This window comes from Leisingera caerulea DSM 24564 (assembly GCF_000473325.1).
GTDB classification, from domain to species: domain Bacteria; phylum Pseudomonadota; class Alphaproteobacteria; order Rhodobacterales; family Rhodobacteraceae; genus Leisingera; species Leisingera caerulea.
The window spans coordinates 389614-403871 of the sequence record NZ_AXBI01000020.1 but is presented as its reverse complement, the minus strand read 5'-3'; the positions used below and the strand labels follow the sequence as shown (position 1 = coordinate 403871).

General features: G+C 61.2%; 18 protein-coding genes. 11 read left to right on the top strand and 7 right to left on the bottom strand.

Going from position 1 to position 14258, the window contains the following annotated elements; translation table 11 throughout:
- Positions 1-7: 7 nt before the first annotated feature.
- Genes CAER_RS0105720 through CAER_RS0105710 form a run of 3 tightly spaced genes read right to left on the bottom strand, consistent with a single transcriptional unit; the run spans position 8 to position 1895 of the window.
- Positions 8-523 (bottom strand): flagellar protein FlgN, encoded by a 516-nt coding sequence (locus tag CAER_RS0105720; RefSeq protein ID WP_027234446.1) that lies wholly within the window; start codon positions 521-523, stop codon positions 8-10.
- On the bottom strand, positions 520-801 hold the full coding sequence (locus CAER_RS0105715) for a rod-binding protein (protein WP_036796915.1): 282 nt from the start codon (positions 799-801) through the stop codon (positions 520-522). Before CAER_RS0105715 ends, CAER_RS0105720 begins: the two co-directional genes overlap by 4 nt.
- The gene (locus tag CAER_RS0105710; protein WP_245597327.1) at positions 801-1895 is read right to left on the bottom strand and encodes a flagellar basal body P-ring protein FlgI; all 1095 of its coding nucleotides are present in this window, start codon (positions 1893-1895) and stop codon (positions 801-803) included. Before CAER_RS0105710 ends, CAER_RS0105715 begins: the two co-directional genes overlap by 1 nt.
- A gap of 235 nt (positions 1896-2130) precedes the next feature.
- On the opposite strand from CAER_RS0105710, the gene CAER_RS28840 reads away from it, so the two are divergent.
- Positions 2131-2778: a winged helix-turn-helix domain-containing protein gene (locus tag CAER_RS28840; RefSeq protein WP_161631070.1), complete on the top strand. Its 648-nt coding sequence runs from the start codon at positions 2131-2133 to the stop codon at positions 2776-2778.
- A gap of 42 nt (positions 2779-2820) precedes the next feature.
- On the opposite strand, the gene CAER_RS0105700 is transcribed toward CAER_RS28840, so the two are convergent.
- From CAER_RS0105700 to parS, 3 genes are all read right to left on the bottom strand, one after another.
- Positions 2821-5022, bottom strand: coding sequence for a S8 family serine peptidase (locus tag CAER_RS0105700; protein WP_027234443.1), 2202 nt, complete (start codon positions 5020-5022; stop codon positions 2821-2823).
- Positions 5023-5138: 116 nt separating this feature from the next.
- The gene (locus CAER_RS0105695) at positions 5139-5636 is read right to left on the bottom strand and encodes an RES family NAD+ phosphorylase (protein WP_027234442.1); all 498 of its coding nucleotides are present in this window, start codon (positions 5634-5636) and stop codon (positions 5139-5141) included.
- The gene (parS, locus tag CAER_RS0105690; protein WP_051357717.1) at positions 5633-6139 is read right to left on the bottom strand and encodes a type II RES/Xre toxin-antitoxin system antitoxin; all 507 of its coding nucleotides are present in this window, start codon (positions 6137-6139) and stop codon (positions 5633-5635) included. Before parS ends, CAER_RS0105695 begins: the two co-directional genes overlap by 4 nt.
- 11 nt (positions 6140-6150) lie before the next feature.
- On the opposite strand from parS, the gene CAER_RS29650 reads away from it, so the two are divergent.
- The 5 genes from CAER_RS29650 (at position 6151) to istB (ending at position 10536) form a co-directional block, all read left to right on the top strand.
- Positions 6151-6384, top strand: a complete 234-nt coding sequence (locus tag CAER_RS29650) for a hypothetical protein (protein ID WP_154667714.1) — start codon at positions 6151-6153, stop codon at positions 6382-6384.
- A gap of 72 nt (positions 6385-6456) precedes the next feature.
- The gene (locus CAER_RS0105685) at positions 6457-6855 is read left to right on the top strand and encodes a hypothetical protein (RefSeq protein ID WP_051357716.1); all 399 of its coding nucleotides are present in this window, start codon (positions 6457-6459) and stop codon (positions 6853-6855) included.
- An 82-nt stretch (positions 6856-6937) separates the two neighbouring features.
- Positions 6938-8182, top strand: coding sequence for a PDDEXK-like family protein (locus CAER_RS0105680; protein WP_027234439.1), 1245 nt, complete (start codon positions 6938-6940; stop codon positions 8180-8182).
- 126 nt (positions 8183-8308) lie between these two features.
- Positions 8309-9808, top strand: coding sequence for an IS21 family transposase (gene istA / locus CAER_RS0105675; protein ID WP_154667748.1), 1500 nt, complete (start codon positions 8309-8311; stop codon positions 9806-9808).
- Complete coding sequence (istB, locus tag CAER_RS0105670; RefSeq protein WP_027234437.1) at positions 9805-10536, top strand: IS21-like element helper ATPase IstB; 732 nt, start codon at positions 9805-9807, stop codon at positions 10534-10536. Before istA ends, istB begins: the two co-directional genes overlap by 4 nt.
- Positions 10537-10680: 144 nt before the next feature.
- Here istB and CAER_RS0105665 read toward each other — a convergent pair whose 3' ends face one another.
- Complete coding sequence (locus tag CAER_RS0105665) at positions 10681-11868, bottom strand: hypothetical protein (protein ID WP_027234436.1); 1188 nt, start codon at positions 11866-11868, stop codon at positions 10681-10683.
- A gap of 178 nt (positions 11869-12046) precedes the next feature.
- Here CAER_RS0105665 and CAER_RS29645 point away from each other — a divergent pair, with 178 nt between their 5' ends.
- Genes CAER_RS29645 through CAER_RS0105640 form a run of 5 tightly spaced genes read left to right on the top strand, consistent with a single transcriptional unit; the run spans position 12047 to position 14219 of the window.
- Positions 12047-12259: a hypothetical protein gene (locus CAER_RS29645; RefSeq protein WP_154667713.1), complete on the top strand. Its 213-nt coding sequence runs from the start codon at positions 12047-12049 to the stop codon at positions 12257-12259.
- Complete coding sequence (locus tag CAER_RS0105655; RefSeq protein WP_154667712.1) at positions 12243-12458, top strand: hypothetical protein; 216 nt, start codon at positions 12243-12245, stop codon at positions 12456-12458. Before CAER_RS29645 ends, CAER_RS0105655 begins: the two co-directional genes overlap by 17 nt.
- Positions 12459-12485: 27 nt before the next feature.
- Positions 12486-12791, top strand: a complete 306-nt coding sequence (locus tag CAER_RS0105650; RefSeq protein WP_027234434.1) for a hypothetical protein — start codon at positions 12486-12488, stop codon at positions 12789-12791.
- 1 nt (position 12792) lies between these two features.
- Positions 12793-13308, top strand: coding sequence for a hypothetical protein (locus tag CAER_RS0105645; RefSeq protein WP_027234433.1), 516 nt, complete (start codon positions 12793-12795; stop codon positions 13306-13308).
- On the top strand, positions 13299-14219 hold the full coding sequence (locus CAER_RS0105640) for a recombinase family protein (protein WP_027234432.1): 921 nt from the start codon (positions 13299-13301) through the stop codon (positions 14217-14219). The genes CAER_RS0105645 and CAER_RS0105640 overlap by 10 nt, the downstream gene beginning before the upstream one ends.
- Positions 14220-14258: the final 39 nt, after the last annotated feature.

Below are 14258 nucleotides of genomic sequence, written 5' to 3'. Positions count from 1 at the left end.
TGCGCGCTCAGTATTTCTTTTCAAAGCCTTTCGCCGCCGGCTGGACGGAGACATCCCCGCGGAGCTGGCCGGATTTGTCGTAGACCCCTTTCAGGCTCTGGCGGTTGCGCAGGTGCTCGATCTCATTGACGATCGTGCGTGAGGCTTCGGCCATCCCCCGCAAGAGCCGTTCATTGGTGGCAATCTGCTCGGAGAGTTCCTTGATGAGGTTGCGAAGCTGAACGGCGACTGGCACATCCGCCGTCAGGAAGGGTTCGACAACCGGCTGGCGGCGTTCAATCGCTTCCAGAAGTTTGACCTTCTCCTCAAAGTATGAGGCGACGCGGCCGATGTCATTCGCGGCCAGCGCATCCTGCTCTTTTCGCAGGAATTCAATCATGTTCGAGACAATCGTCTCAAAATCTTCAAGGTTCGCCTCATCTTCCTGCGTCAGGCCGGATGTGCCGGAGCCCTGGCGCGCTTTGCGCTCACTGAGGCGCAGGCCGAGGCGGGAAAGCGCCGATGCGGGCGGGACGCCGATCATTTCGTATACTCCTTGATCCGGGCTTCAATCGAACCGGCAATGCCGATGCCGCCCGCCTCTGCGACTTCCTGAGCAAGCGCGCTGGCAAGCACGCCGCGAAACATTTCCTCTCCATGTCCGCCCGCCGGATTGGGCAAGGCATGTTCGAGCATATTTGAGAACACCGATCCCAAGTACGCGGCCTCGAACTCGGTAGCCGCCACAGCTGCCGGATCCCGGCTGCGGGTCACTTCAACGAAAGGCGTGGCGCTGGCGGGAGCAGAAATCTTCGCGTCCATCAGATGATCTCCAACTCGGCATGCAGGGCGCCCGCCGCCTTGATCGCTTGCAGGATGGAGATGATCTCCTGTGCGCCGATGCCGATATCATTCAGGCCGTCGACCAGCTGCCGCAAGCTGACCTGGCCGCCTACCACGGCAAAACCTGAAGCCTTCTGCTGAACCTCGATATCAGTCGCCGGAACAATCACGGTTTCACCGATGGTGATCGGCGCAGGCTGACTGACCGCCGCGCTTTCCGTAACACTGACCGTAAGCCCGCCCTGGCTGATCGCAACCTCGTCGATGCGCACGTCCGACCCGATGACGATCGTTCCGGATTTGGCGTCGATCACAACTTTGGCCGGAGAGTCAGGCTCAACGGTCAGGTTTTCGATCATGGCCAGCATTTCCGGAATATCCGCCTTGGCCGCGAGACGCACTTCGACGGTGCCAGGATCCAGTGTGACCGCTTTGGCAACGCCGGAGACATCGTTGATCACATCCTTGATGCGGACCGCAGTTGTGAAATCAGGGTTCCGCAGCGCGAGCCGGATGCTGTCCATCTGCCGCAGATCAAAGCCGACCTCCTTCTCGACGGTGGCGCCGTTTTCGATCCGAGCCACTGTTGGTACGCCATTCGTGACCTCGGCGGCCGCGCCTTGCACGTTGTAGCCCCCAACAGCAAGCGGACCCTGGCCCACCGCATAGATCTCGCCATCGGCCCCGGAGAGCGGGGTGACCAGAAGGGTGCCGCCCCGCAGTGAACTTGCATCCCCCAGGGATGAGATGCTGACGTCGATTTCACTGCCCCGGCGCGCATAAGGGGGCAATTCCGCAGTCACCATGACCGCGGCGGCATTCTTGGTGTTGAGGTCTTCGCCGCTCAGGTTGCCAACGCCAAGCCGGGAAAGCATCCCTTCGATTGATTTTCGCGTAAACGGCGAATTGCGCATACTGTCGCCGGTTCCGTCCAGGCCAACGACCAGACCGTAGCCGATCAGCTGGTTCGAGCGGACACCCTCGAAATTCACGATATCCTTCAGGCGGACCTCAGCCTGCCCTGCCCCGGCTGTCAGGACAATCGACAAGGCAAGAAGAAGTCTTTTGAGCATCAATTCAGCATCCATTTGGCTCCCGCAGTGCGGGGAATCTTCAGTTCGCGGCAAGGCATCGACCGCCGGTCAGTCCCGGTGCCAAATTGTGGACAACCGTCCCCCGGTATCGCGCCCTGCATTGAACCCTTACAGCCGGGCACTGTAACCTATTCATGATTTTTCGCAAGTTCCAGAAGGATGCCCGATGCGTGTAATTTTGCATGACCCGGTCCAGGCCCGGCTGACGCGGCTAATGGGCGCGCTAAAATCTGAAGGGTTCCTGCCCGCCGTCTTGCCGGAGGCTGCAATCCGCAGCGGAGCCGCGGGTTTGGATGAGAACGCGTCCGGCTTGCTGCCCATCATCCTTGGCCTGGCGCCGAATGCGGATGCTGCGCGCAATGTGCGCAATTTGCGTTCTGCCGGGACCATGAGCCCATTGCTCATTCTGCAGGATGGTCTTTCGGGCGAAGCCGTCGCGCGCACGCTTGATGCTGGAGCGGATGATGTCGTCGGGGGTGCCTGTGAGCCGGCCGAGGTCGCTGCCCGCCTCCGCGCGATCTCTCGCAAGCAGTTCAATCTGCGAACTCCGGAGGTTCGAACCGGGAACCTGACGGTTTACCTGGACGGCAGGGATCCGGATATGAACGGAGAAACGGTTCGCCTCTCCGCCAGCGAGAACGCCATCCTGAAGAACCTGGCCTTGAACATTGGCAAGGTCGTGCGAAGGGAGACGCTCTTTGACGCGCTTTACGCTTTCGCTGAATACCAGCCCTATATGAAGGCGCTGGATGTTCATATCTGCAAGCTGCGCCGGAAACTGGGGGCGAGCGCACCAGGCGCGGGCAGCTGGATCCGTACCCACAACGGCCGCGGCTACTCTCTCGCTGAGGCGGTAGAATAGCCCGCCCGATCCGCCGGCCGCGGTGCGGCCGGCGTTGCGCGTTCAGAACCGGGTGCTGAAGCCGACCAGAATGGCTTGATCGCTTTCGCCCGCGACGTGGCCTGCGTTGAATGTGGAAACCGCAGCGAGACGCAATTCACCTCGCCGTCCTGCAGGGGCCGCATATTCGATCGCCAGATCGAGCTGGCGGCTGCTGGAAGACACATCTGCCTCCATTTGCGCGAAGGTCACGGATCCTGCAGCTGCGGCGACCGGCAGCCGCATATCAACATGGCCGCCAGAAAATCCCGCGGGCCGGGTGGCCGAGAGCGATACGACATCCCCGGCCGATACAATGTCAGCCAGATCCATGGCTACGCTGAGCTCATCATAGGCAAGCCCCTCAAATCCCCCGACCAGACCTGCGCCGTTGCCTTCTGCCAGACCATAGCGGCCTTCAAAGCGGAACCCTGCCCTATCGGCGATCCGCCTTGAAACAGAGGCACCGATTTCAATCGTGCTTCCTGAGATTGATGCCTCATGGCCGGGGACGGTCATTCCCATGACGGAGCCGCGCTCCTGCAAGGCCGTAAAGCCCAGCTCGAAGCTGCCATTGGGAAGCTCGAAGCCTTTCAGATAATCCAAGCCGAACGAGCCGTCCCCGTCGGTCAGGAGGCTGATGACAGATCGGTCATTGGCCAGAACGGGATGATCGGAGATACCGGCAAGGCTGAGGGCGTCAGGCGCGTTTGCCATGCCCGAGCCTGCGAAGTAGGTCCCGCCGGAACGGAGCCCTTTGTTCTTTGCCTCCCGCGACCGCTGGAAATCGGGCGCCATGAACGAGGCCAGCCGGTACTCGTTCAAATTGATGCGCCCCGCATCTGCGGCAACCGCGTCTGCCCGCAGGGTGAAGACCCCATCGAGCACGTCGATCGCCACGACCGATGCTGAGGAGAGAGACGCCGTAACCGCCTTGCCGCTCATCGGGCTGGCTGCGACCGCCGCACGCCCCAGGGCAAGCATGTCCGCTCCGCTGCCGGCACCCATGGGGATGCCCGTAGATCCGATTGGCAGAAGCGCATCCCGGAGGTTGATGAAGCCGTGTCCGAATTCGCTGTTGTAGCCGTGGCTGATGCCGTCTGCAAAATCGACTTCGCCTGTGGACTGGAACCAGCTGTTGTCCGCGGTCACCAGAAGACGCGCCCGGAGCTGTTGCGGCGTGAGATCCGGAAACGCCTCAGCCAGCAGAGCCATGGAGCCGGCCACCTGCGGGGCCACAAAGCTGGTCCCGGTGGAGATGCCATAGCTGTCCGCACCGCCATTCTTCGCCGTCAGGATCTGGCCATTGCCGGTCAGGCAGTACCGGCCGGTCTCCATGCATCCGGCAGAGATCCGGGTCGCAGAGATGATCCGGTCGTCATCAAATTCAGGAATGGCATTCACAGCCGTCAGGAAGCTCTCCTCGAGGTCGGGATAAGACAGCGGCAATGCCGCCATCGCATGAGCATGGGTGGCGTCGTATTCATTCTGCATGGAAAAGATCACGATACCGTTTTTCGCATAGTCGCGGAGCGCCGCGATATACTCCTGCCCCGCGCTTCCCGCGAACAGGTCGCGGGAGGGGCCTTGACCGAGATCGTAGTCGATCGACCAGGAATTGTTGATCGCAATCGCACCGGCCGCCTTCGCCCCCTTGAGAAAACCTGCCTGCTGGCGCCAATCAACCATCTGGCTGAAATCCATCGTGCCGACATAAAGGTCGGCTGCCGGCGCAAAACCCAGAGCGCCGCCGCCCTGGCCGGTCCCGGCAATTACGGAGGCAACTGCTGTCCCGTGCTCGCCCGACCCGGTGCTGCCTTCAATGGCGATCGACTTTCCGCGGAACTGCTCGTGTCCGGCGAAGATGCCATCATCGACCATGGCCACGACCTGCCCCGCGCCGGTAAGCCCGGTGGACAGCGCGTAGTCGAGCCTGGCCGCCTGCAGCGCGTTCGACCTGACCGTCCGGGTCTCGGAAAATTCCGGATGCCCATCGATCCGGAACCGGTACGCCACATTGTTGGCAATGAAGCCTGCCAGGCTGCGCACGGCCTGCACCTTGTCGGCGTCAAAGCTCTCGACGAAGCCGCGCGTCCAGCTGCCGTCGCCGACGTCCGGCGCCGGGGGCGGACCGATGTCGACCCCTCCGGCGGCGGTTTCATCAGAACCGCCCTTGCAGGCGCTGAGCAGGGCTACCGAAATCAGAAGAAGGGCGCGGGCGGTCATGGCGGCTCCAGTTTGCGAATATTCGAGAGCGAAAATACCCGAAGCGGCAACGTATTGCACTTGATTTTTCGCAAAGAGTCATCGCCGGTTGCGATCAACACTTCGCATTCGGCCTTTTATCGATGAAGGCGCGGATCCAGCGCGAATGCTTCTTGTGTGACATCATCGAAATGGCCCTTCGCCCGATCTGCATCAAAAATCAGGTTCCAGCTGTGCTTGGAAACCGTTGATGGAACCAGAACGAAGATATGCTCTTTCATCAGGTGGTCACCAAACGCCTGCTGACCAGGCCCATGTGAGCCCGGGATAAGCCAATGCGCGTTTGGCACATCACCAGGATGCAGCACATGCACATCCGAGGTGTCGATAACGCGGGCTGACGTCAGCACATGCCGAGCGGTATCCAGCACCTTGAACCCCTTATGAACCGCCACCTCCATGATCGCAGTGGATGGATCGATGGAGGCATAGACGGCGCGCACCCCTCTTGAGTTCCACCGCCCGCCGACACGATAGGATCCCTCGCCGGAATCCCAACTGCCCGCATGCCGCTCCTGGTCAAGGCGCCAAAGACGGGTATGACCGCTACCAAGCGGCGGCGGGAGCGGTGTCACGTGTACACCCCATACTCCATCCGCGTGAGGTAGTCCTCAACCGCCTCGGCCCCGGCAGCCGTGGCAAGAAGATCGATAGGCCTTCGATTGTCGAGACCGATCGCAGGCTCAAGAAGCCACGCTTCGGCGGCCTGCTGACCGCCCAGCACATCCGTGGCCTGAGCAAAGATTTCGGCGAAACGCCAGGCGCGGCTGCTTTGCTCCATCGAGAGCGTCTTGCCCGAGGCTTCCGCCTTACGCCTCTGAAGAGTTCGCAGGCTCATGCCAATTGCCTTGTTGAGCACGTCACCCGTCGACAAGACATGCACCCCGTCAACGAGGTGCAAGAGCGCGCGGGAGGGCAAACCCTCGACAATCAGATCGTGCGCGTCGAGGGAGCTGCGAACGCGTCGATGCATAACCTTCCAACCGCCCAGCAAATCGAAGGCGCGCATCGCTTCATTCTGAAGATCGTGCGGGATACGCGAATCTTTCGGCTCATTCGTTCCGCTAGATGCGATCATAGGAAATCTCCATGACAACTGTCGCGATCAATGTGACACTTGACATTGCGTATTTCAAGAGGTGCCAGGAAGGGCAGCTTCATGGCGAACTGTTACGTCGCGCGAATTTTCGAGCTTCGGCCAGGAGAACGCTCAAATCCGAAGCCTTTCGCAGCTTGAAGTTCTGGCCCGGACGGGTCAATCTCTCCCGCGAAGGCCGCGTCAGGATTGCTGTTTACGCGATCGGCAAACGGCCGACTTCATGAGGGTCCGCATTTGGACGGCAGCAATTCAAGAGCCGGAGCAAGCGCGATTGGGCCCGACCAGGAAGCACAAGAATGGCCACCAAAAATTTCAGACACTCCCCAGAATTTAAAAAAGAGCTTCAAGAGGCCCGAAACGGCAATGCATCACTGACACTCAGCGATCTCTTCTTTCCCATGCCCAGCAGCTGGGGATTGCGAGGCGATCCCTACCTGTGGAGCGCGCTGGCAGCGCAAATGAACTACGAGCGCCTGGAAGAGGAACCTGAAGAAGAACCATCGTTCGAGAACCGTATCAAGACGCATTTCCGCGAGATGACCGGCGCCGATATCGATAAGGCATCAACGGATCCCACGGTCTCGATGTTTGCACATGGAGGGATGTCGAGCGGGATGGTATCTCTCGGCTGGTGGCGGCAAACCGGCATTCCGCTCCTCCTGAGACGCTATCAGAACCTGCTTGAGCAAAACTAGCCGCGCCCCTTCTTTCAGGGGGAGGGTTCACAAATCCGAAATGCTCGCCATGCGACATCGCTAGCCCGATAGGAGGCGCCGCGTGAATAAGACGATTGAAGCAGCAGACTTGTCCGCACTGATCATGAAGTCAGAGGATTTCCTCGGGCTCACCAACAGCCTCGACGTCTACTGTCCTTTTGAGGCGCTGTCCGTTGCGAGGATGGAGATCCGTCATTCCAACTTCCTAGCCGATATCATCGACCCAACCCGCCCGCATGGTTTCGATGACGCCTGCACCCGCGCGCTCCTTGAAACCCTGCTCGGGTCGGCAGGTGAGCCGGAACTGTTGTTGCGCCTGCATCTCTCCGACCTTGGAGGGATCGAGGTTATGAGGGAGTGGCGGAACATAGACTTGCTGCTGAGGCTTCCCAAAACCGCCACGAGCCCTGAAATCGTCTTCGCGATTGAGCTGAAGGTCGAAGCCGGGGAAAGCACAGGCCAACTCGATCGCTACCGGAAAATTGTTGAAGAAACCTGGCCCGCGGCACGGCATTTCTTTTTCTTCCTGACCGTGAGGCAAGATGCTTCTAGTGCCAAGGAGTGGATCGATGTTGGTTTCGCAGATCTCTTGGAGAATTTGGATGTCGTTGTGAGGAAGGAAATCGGCCACCCCACAGCGCGCATCATGCTTTCATCATACATTCAGATGCTGAGGAGAAGATACTTGGAAGACCCCGTCCTTGATGAACTCGCTCAAAAGATTTGGGCGCAACATAAAAACGCGCTGGAGTTTCTCTTGGCCAGAAAGCCGAACCCGGCCCAAGATCTCCTGAAGGCCCTGACCGACGCAGAAGCTCTTGAAGTCATGAACAGGCACCTCAAAGAGGGCGGCAGCGAATTGACCATCGACGTGGACAGCATTCGCTCCAACTGGGTGTACTTTGCCATCCCAAACTGGGATCGGATGGAGGTTATGCACAAAGGCGACGGCTGGACTCCCACAAATAGGATTCTGCTGCTCGAAGTTCTCGCCGGCGAAGACGGCGCGACGGTCAAGATCGCGATCGGCCCCGGCCAGGCTGAGGCCCGCCAAGCGATCTATGGCGCCTTGGACAGTGTTGAGCTGGAGGGGTTCAAGAAAGCGCGATCTCTTGCGAACAGGTACACAACCATGTTCAGCATTCCCCTGTTGAGCAAGCGCCAGGTGGAGAAGATCATTTCAGATGGCCTGGACCAGGATACGGTGGACACTATTCGGATGAAGCTTGCTGCCCTTTTTGCCAGAAGCCTGCCAGCTCTGGATGAGGCATTGAACCGATATGACTTCGAGGCACCCTCGACGTAATCGCTCAGAGTGTGAATCGGCGTGCAAAATTGACCCACTTTGGTGGGTTATGAGCGAGTAAAATTGACCCACCTGTTTTCGTTAACATCCGCACTAAAAGTGCGGAGGAAAGAGCAGGTGTTACTGATGGAAAGCGTGTCGAAGATCCGACGATGGGTATTGGTTGAGGGACGCAGCATCCGGTCTGTTGCGCGGGCGACGGGATTATCGCGGAACACGATCAAGAAGTATCTGAAGGATGAGAGCCCGCCGAGCTACCAGCGCCAGGCCCCGCCGGTTCGGCACAAACTGTGCAACGGGTTTGATCTTCGGCTTCAGGAGCTGTTCGATCAGGACCAGAAGCGACCACGCCGGGAGCGGCGGACGGCCCAGAAGCTCTATGAGCAGCTCGTGGTGGAAGGCTACACCGGTTCCTATTCGCCAGTTCAGCGATTTGTCCGCGATCTGAAGCGGGCCGGTGCCGGTTCGGGCGAGGCCTTTATCCCGCTGCATTTTGCGGCAGGCGATGCGCTGCAATTTGACTGGAGCGAAGAACGGGTTGTCCTGGGCGGTATCGAGCAGAAGGTGAAGGTTGCCCATTTCCGCCTGTGCCACAGCCGCAAACCCTTTGTCGTGGCCTATCCCGGCGAAGCCCAGGAGATGGTGCTGGATGCCTTTGCGCGGGCGCTGTCTTTCTATGACGGGGTTCCACGCCGGGTGATCATCGACAACCCCAAGACCATGGTGACCTACGTCTCGCGCTCGAAGGACCGGATATTCCATCCCCGGTTCCTGGCCTTGATGAACCATTACGTGATGGAGCCGGTGGCCTGCACCCCGGCTGCGGGCTGGGAGAAGGGACAGGTCGAGAACCAGGTCCAGTTTTTGCGCGGCCGGTTGTTTGCGCCCAAACCTGCCTTTGATGATCTCGATGCGCTGAACGATTGGCTGCGCCTGCGCTGTGAAGAGCTGGCAAACCGGCCCCATCCCGAGCAATCGGATCGCACGATTGCAGAGCTGTTCGAAGACGAACGCGCCGAACTGCGCCCTCTGGGGCGAGCATTTGACGGATACGTGGAAAAGACCGTTCGTGTTCGCTCCACCTGCCTGGTTCAATATGCCAGCAATCGCTACAGTGTGCCGTCCCGGTTCGCGGGGCAACATGTGTCGCTGCGCGCCTATGCAGGCCGGATCGTGCTGGTGTCGGGCCAGGATGTCATCGCCGAGCACAAGCGTCGCTTCACCCGCAATGTCAGCTATTTTGAACCTTGGCACTACGTGCCGCTGCTGGATCGCAAGCTCGGCGCCCTGCGCGACGGCGCCCCCTTTGTGGACTGGCAACTGCCTGGGGCCATGCATCGGATCAGGGAGCACTACATGGCCGGCAAAGGCGGGGATCGGGAGTTCGTCGATCTGCTTCTGCTGGCCCAGGATCACGGGATCGAGGTGGTCGAGACGGCTTGCGAACTGGCGGTGGAACAAAACACCCTGCGCCTGCCCGCCATCATCAACCTGATTAACCAGTTGGTGGAGCCGGTTATCACGCCGCTCAGCGACGCCTATACCTATCCGCAGCTGACCTTGCGGCCCGAGGCCGATTGCAAGCGCTATGAGGCGCTGTGCTCGGCTGAGGAGGCTGCCGCATGAACGCCCTCATCGACCAACTGACCGCCCTGAGGTTGCACGGGATGGCAGCTTGCGCCCATGATTTGCTGTCCGCGCGCAAGCCACCAAGTCTGACCACAGCGATAAAGCAACTGATCGACGCTGAGACTGTAGAGCGGCGGGTGCGCTCCATCCAGTATCAAATGAGGATTGCGAAGTTCCCCCACCACAAGGACTTCGCCACCTTCGATTACAGCGCGGCCGCCGTCACCCAGCCCCAGATCGAGCCGTTCTGCTCAGGCCAGTTCACAGAAGAGGCACACAATCTCATCCTGGTGGGCGGAACCGGCACCGGCAAAACCCACATCGCCATCGCGCTTGGAACCACCCTGATCAGCAACGGCAAGAAGGCGCGCTTCTTCAACGCCGTCGACCTGATCAACGCCCTGATCAAGGAACAGGCCGAGGGCAATGCCGGGAAGATCATCCGGCAGCTCTCGGCCCTGGACTGCGTCATCATCGACGAGCTGGGTTACATCCCGTTCCCCAAGTCCGGCGGCGCGTTGCTGTTCCATCTGATCAGCAAGCTCTATGAGAAGACCAGTGTCATCATCACGACGAACCTGGAGTTCGGCGAATGGGTCTCGGTCTTCGGTGACGCCAAGATGACAACGGCGCTTCTGGATCGCGTAACCCATCACTGCGCAATCATCGAGACAGGCAACACGTCATACCGGTTCGCACAGAGCAAGCGACGCAGAAAAACATAAACGTCGCGCAAGCAAAGGCCCCAGACGGACTCGCTATATGAGGGCGGCCCGCCTGGGGCCTTTGCGCCACAAGGGGTGGGTCAAATTCAAACGCTGAAACCGGGTCAGTTTTGAACGCTCATTGACACTCAGAGCGCCGGAAGCTTACCCGCCGCGCTTGCCCAGAATTCCATCGACCTGTTCCAGCACCGCATCGAAGTCCGCAAGCGCTCTTTCCACCGCGGCCTTGTTCTCCTCTTTGATGCGGCGCGCCTCCCCGGCCCTGCTCTGCCCCGCTTGAGGCAGGCCAGGACTGCCGCGGGCCGCAATACCTGCTGCGGGCGCCGCACGTCCGGCAGGCTCCGCGCGCCTGCCCAGCAATGCGGCCAGACCCGGGGTGGCCCATATCCGGGCCGAACGCCGGCGCGTCATCTCGACGAGAAGCCCTTGCTCGACCAGCTCCCCGAGCAGTTTGATCGCGCCGCGCTGCGTGATGCCCAGGCGGTCCGCCAGCGCCTGCGAGGTCATGACCGGTTCAATGCCGAAGGCATCTACCGCATCCGGCAAGCGGGAGCGGCGGCTCTTGCCCCGCGCGGCCATGGCGGCCTTTTCCCGCCACGCCCGAATGGTGATCACCCGGCCCAGCTCCTGGTCGAGGATGCCCCCGATCCCCTGAAGCAATTCCTGAACCGCTTTGGGATTCAGCGGTGACCAGATCCGGAACCGCATCCGCGTCAGCGCAAGCGAGGGCAGGATGACCCAGGATGCATCGACGCGCCCGCCGAGGCCCCGCAGCGGATCATCCATGTGGCGGGACCGTGATGCACCGCCAAGAACACGGCTGCGCGACAAATGCTCGGCGGCCGCAAACACCAGCCGCTCCGCAACCGGGCTGCGCCGTTCGGTCAGCGCCGCATAGTGGGCACTGGCGCGGATGGCTTCCAGCAGAGGCGCGCGGCCGCGGCACCGCGCAAACACCTGCACCATCTCGTCATCCACCTCCGGCAGCGGCTCATAGGTCTCTGCACGCGCTGAGAGCCTGGCGATCCGGTCGAGCACCGACAGCGGCTCATTGGCCGGGTCGCCCGGCGCCCGCAAAAACCGCAGCACCGAAAGCGCATCCTCGATCGCCCTGACATCCGCGTGGGTTTCCGGGTTTTCACTGACCCGCACGAGGAGATCGGTTTCCGACAGGCGCAGATCCTCCAGTCCAATCGATGCGGCCGCTTCGGCCACCGCGGCCTCGCTGCGCCACTGCGCAGCAATCACCGGATCCGCCGCCAGGTGGCCCTCGATGCGGGAAGCCCTGACTTCGGCGGCTAAAACCAGATCGAAAGGGCTCCCGGCGGCCATCTATCCTCACTAATTTATTTCAATTATTTGTGTTGGTTATCCGCTCTTATGGAACGTAAATCAATATTTCATTCCATTGGCCCATCGAATTTCAGGGCATATCAAACGGCAGCGGGCCGCCCTCCCCTGCCGGACGGGTGGTCAAAATCCCGATGACGCCTCGGCCCAAGCGCCCCATATGCCTGACAGCCTTATTTCATTGGGCTCATCGCCCGAACGGGCGCCAGCCGTGCCTCAGGCCGGCGAGAGAGATCCGCCTTTGCAGGCGTTTACAAACGACCGGTTGAAAATGACTTATGATATTGAATTTGCCGCGCGCCTCTGCCAATATGCGAAAAACAGAGAGGCGCAGCCGGGCCAGGAGGACGCAAGCGATGATTTCAAGCCCTGAAGACCTCGCCGAGATGATCGCCGCCGAGAAGAGCCGGGGCATGACGTCAGCCGATGTGACGCGCCTGACCGGCGGCAACAAGCTGGAGGCGCTTCGTAAGGCGGAGCGCGCGGGCCTGCTCAAGAGCAACCCGACAAACAACCGCCAGCGCGGTCGGCGCTGGTGGGGCACAGAACACTATCCCGGCGAATGGGCTTAGGCCCGCCGCTCCACTGAAGGACGCAAGATGACACCCGTCAAACTCAATCTGACCTTCTCCTGGTCGAAGATCGACGACCCCAACCCGACCAGCCGCCGCGTGCTGCTGCCGGGCGGGAATGAAGCGCGGATCTTCCGTTCGGTGCTGGACGGGAAGTGGTTCGCGGTGGTCAATGAGCGCAGCAAATCCGGGCTGGGTTCCGAAGAGGCCGCCATCAGCTATTCTGAGCAGGAACTCGAGCGCCTGATCCTCGCGGACATTCAGGCAGCGAAGGCAAAGCTGGCCGTCTATGACCCGCTGATCATCCCGGAAAACGAAATGGAGGCGGCGTGACATGGGGCCGAAAGAAACTGCCGCGCTGATGTGGGTCGGCGAGAATGAGGGCATGGCCCCTCTCAACGAGCTGTCCCCTTCCGCGCTGAACCTGCTCAAAGCCCGCGGCCTCGCCAAGCCCAACCAGGGCGGCAAGCGCAAACTGCAGGATGACTGCTGGTACCTGACCCCGCAAGGCCGGTCTCTTTTCGACCGACTTTGGCTTGAGGATCAGGCCCGCATCGATCCTGAGACCATCATCCCTGATCTCGTGGCGGGCTGGGCCGGCCGGGAGCTGCCGGACGGAGCCGTCCGGCTCAGGGCCCGTGAGGTGGCCAGCATCTTCACGTCTTTCAAGGAAGCCGTGGATGAGCCCGGCTGCCGGGATGAGATCCGGGAGGCCTGGGAGACGATCGTGGAAGTGTGGCAGGGGTCCGTTTCCATCAGGGCGGCCGTGCTGCTCCCGCGCCAGGCCGCCGCCCGTTTGCTCCCTGCCCTATCGCCGGGATTGAACGAAGCGGAGCTGCTATGCCCCTGATCGGCTACGCAAGGGTCTCGACGGACGAGCAGTCCAATGCCGCCCAGGTGCAGGAGCTGCGCGCGGCCGGTTGCACCGAAGTCCATGAGGAGCATGGCTCCGGCGGCAGCCGCGAGCGCCCTGCCCTGCGCCATCTGTGCGACAGCTTGAAAGCGGGCGACACGCTGGTTGTTGTCCGGCTGGACCGCCTGGCTCGATCCCTTTCCCATCTGCTTGAAGTGATCGAGGGCCTTGAAGCCAAGGGGGCGCATTTCAAATCGCTCCGCGATCCGGTCGACACCTCCAGCCCGCAGGGGAAGTTCACCCTGCAGGTGCTTGGGGCGGCCGCTGAGCTTGAGCGGGCCCTTATCCGGGAGCGGACCCTGTCCGGATTGCGCTCGGCGCGGTCCGAAGGCCGCATCGGCGGCAACCCCGGCTTGCGGTCCCAGGATCCCGAAGCCATCCGCAAGGTCCGGGACGCCCGGGACCAGGCGCATTTCACCAAGCTGGAGCGCAGCGCCAGCCAATGGGTTCCCGAGGTTCGCAGGCTGCGGCCCGATATGCCTTGGGAAGACGTGACACGCATCATCAACGCGAAGCTGCCAGCCGATGCCCGGAAATGGTCTATCGAGCGGCTGAAGCGCGCCGTCAGGCGTTTTGTGCGGGAGGGTCTGATGGAGCCTGCGGTTCTGGAGCGCGCGCCCCGCAAGGATACGGATGACCGGCTTCTGGCGATTATCGCCGGTATCGCGGGCGCCGCGCCGGACATGACGCTCGCTCAGATCGCTGACCGGCTGGAAGCCATGCATGAGCGCACACCGCGCGGCCGGTCGAAATGGTCCGCCTCCTCGGTGAAGATGCTGCTGGACCGGGCGAGGAACCGCGGGCTCTTGGAAAATAGCTGTGACCATATCCACGTGAGCCGGCGGTAACGGAATCAACCGCAAAAGTGTGCTCCAGCCTTCGTGCAA

What these genes read in the sequence shown, in the direction of transcription:
- CAER_RS0105720 (WP_027234446.1), bottom strand. Translation starts at nt 523, where the DNA reads ATGATCGGCGTCCCGCCCGCATCGGCGCTTTCCCGCCTCGGCCTGCGC.
- CAER_RS0105715 (WP_036796915.1), bottom strand. Translation starts at nt 801, where the DNA reads ATGGACGCGAAGATTTCTGCTCCCGCCAGCGCCACGCCTTTCGTTGAA.
- CAER_RS0105710 (WP_245597327.1), bottom strand. Translation starts at nt 1,895, where the DNA reads ATGCTCAAAAGACTTCTTCTTGCCTTGTCGATTGTCCTGACAGCCGGG.
- CAER_RS28840 (WP_161631070.1), top strand. Translation starts at nt 2,131, where the DNA reads ATGGGCGCGCTAAAATCTGAAGGGTTCCTGCCCGCCGTCTTGCCGGAG.
- CAER_RS0105700 (WP_027234443.1), bottom strand. Translation starts at nt 5,022, where the DNA reads ATGACCGCCCGCGCCCTTCTTCTGATTTCGGTAGCCCTGCTCAGCGCC.
- parS (WP_051357717.1), bottom strand. Translation starts at nt 6,139, where the DNA reads ATGATCGCATCTAGCGGAACGAATGAGCCGAAAGATTCGCGTATCCCG.
- CAER_RS29650 (WP_154667714.1), top strand. Translation starts at nt 6,151, where the DNA reads ATGACAACTGTCGCGATCAATGTGACACTTGACATTGCGTATTTCAAG.
- CAER_RS0105685 (WP_051357716.1), top strand. Translation starts at nt 6,457, where the DNA reads ATGGCCACCAAAAATTTCAGACACTCCCCAGAATTTAAAAAAGAGCTT.
- istA (WP_154667748.1), top strand. Translation starts at nt 8,309, where the DNA reads ATGGAAAGCGTGTCGAAGATCCGACGATGGGTATTGGTTGAGGGACGC.
- istB (WP_027234437.1), top strand. Translation starts at nt 9,805, where the DNA reads ATGAACGCCCTCATCGACCAACTGACCGCCCTGAGGTTGCACGGGATG.
- CAER_RS0105665 (WP_027234436.1), bottom strand. Translation starts at nt 11,868, where the DNA reads ATGGCCGCCGGGAGCCCTTTCGATCTGGTTTTAGCCGCCGAAGTCAGG.
- CAER_RS29645 (WP_154667713.1), top strand. Translation starts at nt 12,047, where the DNA reads ATGCCTGACAGCCTTATTTCATTGGGCTCATCGCCCGAACGGGCGCCA.
- CAER_RS0105655 (WP_154667712.1), top strand. Translation starts at nt 12,243, where the DNA reads ATGATTTCAAGCCCTGAAGACCTCGCCGAGATGATCGCCGCCGAGAAG.
- CAER_RS0105650 (WP_027234434.1), top strand. Translation starts at nt 12,486, where the DNA reads ATGACACCCGTCAAACTCAATCTGACCTTCTCCTGGTCGAAGATCGAC.
- CAER_RS0105645 (WP_027234433.1), top strand. Translation starts at nt 12,793, where the DNA reads ATGGGGCCGAAAGAAACTGCCGCGCTGATGTGGGTCGGCGAGAATGAG.
- CAER_RS0105640 (WP_027234432.1), top strand. Translation starts at nt 13,299, where the DNA reads ATGCCCCTGATCGGCTACGCAAGGGTCTCGACGGACGAGCAGTCCAAT.